Raw genomic sequence first — 3,691 nt, 5'->3', positions numbered from 1 at the left:
GCCACCACCGACCCCCCTGCCCTAGCCTACGCCAATAGCCTCTCCGATAGCGATGCTGCCGCAGTGGGCTATGCCACGGTCTACCCGCTCACGATGTTCTTAAGGGTACTGGCGGCACAGCTGGTGATCATATTCCTCCTCTAATGCGAAGAGAAAGCACTCATCGTTTTTATAAATAAAAAAAAATCGTATCTTGCACAAGTAGTTACTTAACTTGTAGTGAGATACGATTTTATTATGAAAAGAGTGAGCATCTTTATTTTAGGAGCCTTTTTGCTGGTCTCCTTTAAGATTAGTGCACAGAATGTGGAGCCGGCACAGCTCAATGTTATTTATAAGCAGTTGCTGAAGCACGAACCCACCAACCCAGAAGGGGCAGTGGATGTAACGTTTGTGATGCTGAGTGTAGGAGACACCAGAGCGGTAGTGGAGGACTATGCTGCCTACAAGACCGACTCTCTCAGAGCTTTGGACGATATTGACCCTACCCTAGTAGAACAATCAGAGGTGCGTGAAGCAGCAGCAGAGTGCTTCTTTCTACCAAAGATCTACCTAGATCTAGAGCGACAAGAGATGGAGCATCACGAACCGATCCTGCCCAATCGCTATTATTATACCGAGCCTTTTCCAACGGCTTGGGAGCTGGGCGAAGGGAGTAAGGAGATAGCAGGGTACCTTTGCCACGAAGCGAAGTTGGACTTTGCTGGTAGGCAGTGGACGGCTTGGTACACAGAGGAGATACCTCTACCTTATGGCCCATGGAAATTGGCTGGGCTACCTGGATTGGTGTTGGCGGCAGAAGATAGCACGGGAGAGATCACCTTTGAATTGGCCGAGATTCGCAACAAAAGGGGAATAGTACCGCCATTCGTTCGCCCAGAAAGTGCTTTTGAGATCAATCGAGAGGGCTTCTTGGAGCTGTATCATGCCTTCTATCCTAAGCAGGAAAGCGAAGGGTTATCAGCAGGCGTCACCAGTATGACTGTAAGGAAGGGAGAGAATGGTAAGACGGTTGTTTTTGCGAATGATGGGATCGTATTAATGCGTTCATTTCCCAATGGTTTTATCTTCTTGGAAAAGGAGTAACCGATGAGACAGTGGCTAATAGGTCTGTGGCTCCTCTTGGTCTGGGTATCGGCAACAGCTCAGATGAGTGGAGTGGTGGTGGATAGCGAGAGTGGTCAGCCCATTAGTGGGGTGATGGTGAAGGTAATTTTAGAGGGAAAGACGAAGGCATTTGCCACCTCCAATGCCCAAGGTAAGTTTAGCATTCCCAAAGCTACGCCGCCTTGTACGCTTGCTTTTAATCACCTCTCTTATGAGCCTTTTCAGACAAAAGTGACCGATAGCCAGCTACACACCTACCAGCTCTCCCCCTCCAATAGAGAGCTGAAGGACTTGGTGGTGGAGGCCCCCCGCATTGTACAGCATGGCGATACGACGGTCTATCACCTAGGGAGATTTGTGAGCCAACGAGATGTAACGCTACAGGATGCTCTGAAGAAGCTCCCTGGGGTGGAGGTTTCTAAGGCGGGATCGATTTCGTATCTCGGCAGGGCAGTGGATAAGCTGACCATCGACAATATGGATGTCTTGGGCAGGGATTACCAAAGTACTATTCAAAACCTAAGGTATGACAAGGTCGCCCGCGTAGAGATTATGGAGAATCAGCAGGACATCAAGATGCTGAAGGATCTGGTGAGTGACGATAAGATCGTGATGAATCTGGTACTGAACCATAAGGCTCGTGGCCGGGCTAATGGCAAGGCGGAGATCGGGGCAGGGGTGGATAGCCAGAAGGAATTGGCCTACCGGGGAATGGGCTATCTCCTCTATGCTCAACCAAGGTGGCAGAGTACGGTGGAGGGACGACTAGATAAGGACTTCAACGCAACAGATGAGGTGAAGCACTCGGTCATTACCCCTTTGATGCCCTCGAGTCCTTTGCTCTCGAGCCTGCCTATGGGTCTTTCGGCACCTGAGCCTTCCCTCTCTCCACATTTCTACTTACGCCAGCGGGGCGGTCAAGGAAAGGCCAAGACGATTTACCAATTTTCGACCGACCGAACACTGAAGGCAGACCTTAGCTACTCAGACTATACTAGTCGGCACTCCTATGGTAATGAATTGACCTTTTTCGCTCCTTCAAAGTCAGAAGATGTGGTGCTCAATGAGCATGAGGTCCACACGAGATCTCGTGAGCAGCTGGGGCGGGCGATGTTGGAGTACAAACGCAATGAGCGTAACAACTACTTGAATGAGACGGTAGAGTATGTGGGGCTAAGGCAGCATCAAAAGGATCAGATCTTCCGCTTCGCCACTCCGATGCTTCAGGAGATAGATCTCCGATCGCACTTGGTGCAAAATCGCCTCAATTGGAGCCAACGCTTCGGGCGAAAGGTGCTTTCATTCCACAGTAAGCTCTCCTACCAAAATGCACCGCTTCTCTCCCTCTCTGCCCCTCTGATAGAGCAGAAGTTTAGCGAGGAGGTGATGAGGGCTAGCCTCTCTACTTCTTTTCTATTTCCCTTAAAGAAAGGATGGCAATTGGCCATTCCGATAGAGGGAAGCTATGTACGGGATAAGATTCATAAGGATGGGGCAGAATATACGCAAGGGCAACGATGGGATCTGAAAGTATCGCCTCGCCTGTGGCGTTTCTCTCTGGGAGACAATAATATCTCATTTGAGCTACCAACCACATTGGCGATACTGAAGTATGGCGAAGCGGATCGGGCGTCGCATCTACTTCTTTCTCCATCACTCAATTATATGTACCGACTCAATAGAGTATGGCACCTATTTGGGATGGTCAATTATTACCAAGAGGTGGGGAGCCTACTAGATCTGATGCGACAGCCATTCTTCACTACCTACCGGCAGGAGCGGTTGGGAGCTGGAGAGCTAACGAGTAGCCAAGGTCTTTATGCTAGCATCAACCTGAAGTTTCGCCAACCAGTACAGGAGCTGTATGGCACAATCACCCTCTCGGGAAGATATGGTCGTTCGGATCACTTTCTAACGGATAACCCAACGGTCGACTTGAATCGTCTAGAACTGGTGAAAGGGGACAATACCTATGGTAATTATCAGCTCAATACCTATATTTCCCGCTACTTTCGGAAGATAAAAAGCAAGGTATCGGCCGGCTTTTCGGGCAATTATGCCCATTACCAAACGATGCGTCGGGAGGTGGAACAAACGTCGCAGATGATGAACCTATCAACTTGGGGTGAAGTACAATGTGATCTAGCAAAGCACTGGTCGGGCAAGCTATCCTACAACGTTACTCGCTCTCAGATGTGGTATGCCACTCAGAAGCTTGATCCACTCCATACGCTCTTAGGGACGCTAGATGTCACCTATTCACCTACCGACGACTTACACCTCACGCTTCTCTGTGAGCATCAAGGGAAGGAATGGCGGATGCATGAGATGAAGCATCTTTTTCTCCTCAGCACTGTGGGTGAGTACCGCACCACCATAGGCAATTTCAAGTTGCACCTCCACAATCTCCTCAATCAGCGGGAGTATGGATTTACTAGCTATAGTGCCACCGAGAGCAATCGCTCGTGGTACCAATTGAGAGGTCGCTCGGCACTACTCTCCTATCTTTTCTACTTCTGACGAGAGGTTATAGAACAAAAAAAATAGCCACTATCAAAGCGTTTCGGATACTTTGATAGTGGCT

3 protein-coding genes are annotated in these 3,691 nt (G+C 49.4%); all 3 read left to right on the top strand.

All coding sequences use genetic code 11. The features are described 5' to 3' along the window. A partial coding sequence (locus QVO39_RS04090) for an aspartate-alanine antiporter-like transporter (RefSeq protein WP_288171741.1) occupies positions 1–144 on the top strand: 144 nt, incomplete at its 5' end. A gap of 93 nt (positions 145–237) precedes the next feature. Next, a complete protein-coding gene (locus QVO39_RS04085) occupies positions 238–1,086 on the top strand; it encodes a GLPGLI family protein (RefSeq protein WP_021903123.1) in 849 nt (282 codons plus the stop codon). Between the two features lie 3 nt (positions 1,087–1,089). After that, entirely contained in the window at positions 1,090–3,627 is a 2,538-nt protein-coding gene (locus QVO39_RS04080) for a carboxypeptidase-like regulatory domain-containing protein (protein WP_021903122.1), read from the top strand. Positions 3,628–3,691 lie beyond the last annotated feature (64 nt).

The sequence above is a fragment of the Porphyromonas sp. CAG:1061 genome (assembly GCF_000435035.1).
In the GTDB taxonomy this organism is placed as follows: Bacteria; Bacteroidota; Bacteroidia; order Bacteroidales; family Porphyromonadaceae; genus Porphyromonas_A; species Porphyromonas_A somerae.
The sequence above is the reverse complement of the archived record's forward strand: the minus strand, read 5'-3'. Positions and strand labels throughout refer to the sequence as shown.

Bases quoted from the DNA above. Each gene is read 5' to 3' on its own strand.
- QVO39_RS04085 (WP_021903123.1), top strand. From the start codon at position 238: ATGAAAAGAGTGAGCATCTTTATTTTAGGAGCCTTTTTGCTGGTCTCC.
- QVO39_RS04080 (WP_021903122.1), top strand. From the start codon at position 1,090: ATGAGACAGTGGCTAATAGGTCTGTGGCTCCTCTTGGTCTGGGTATCG.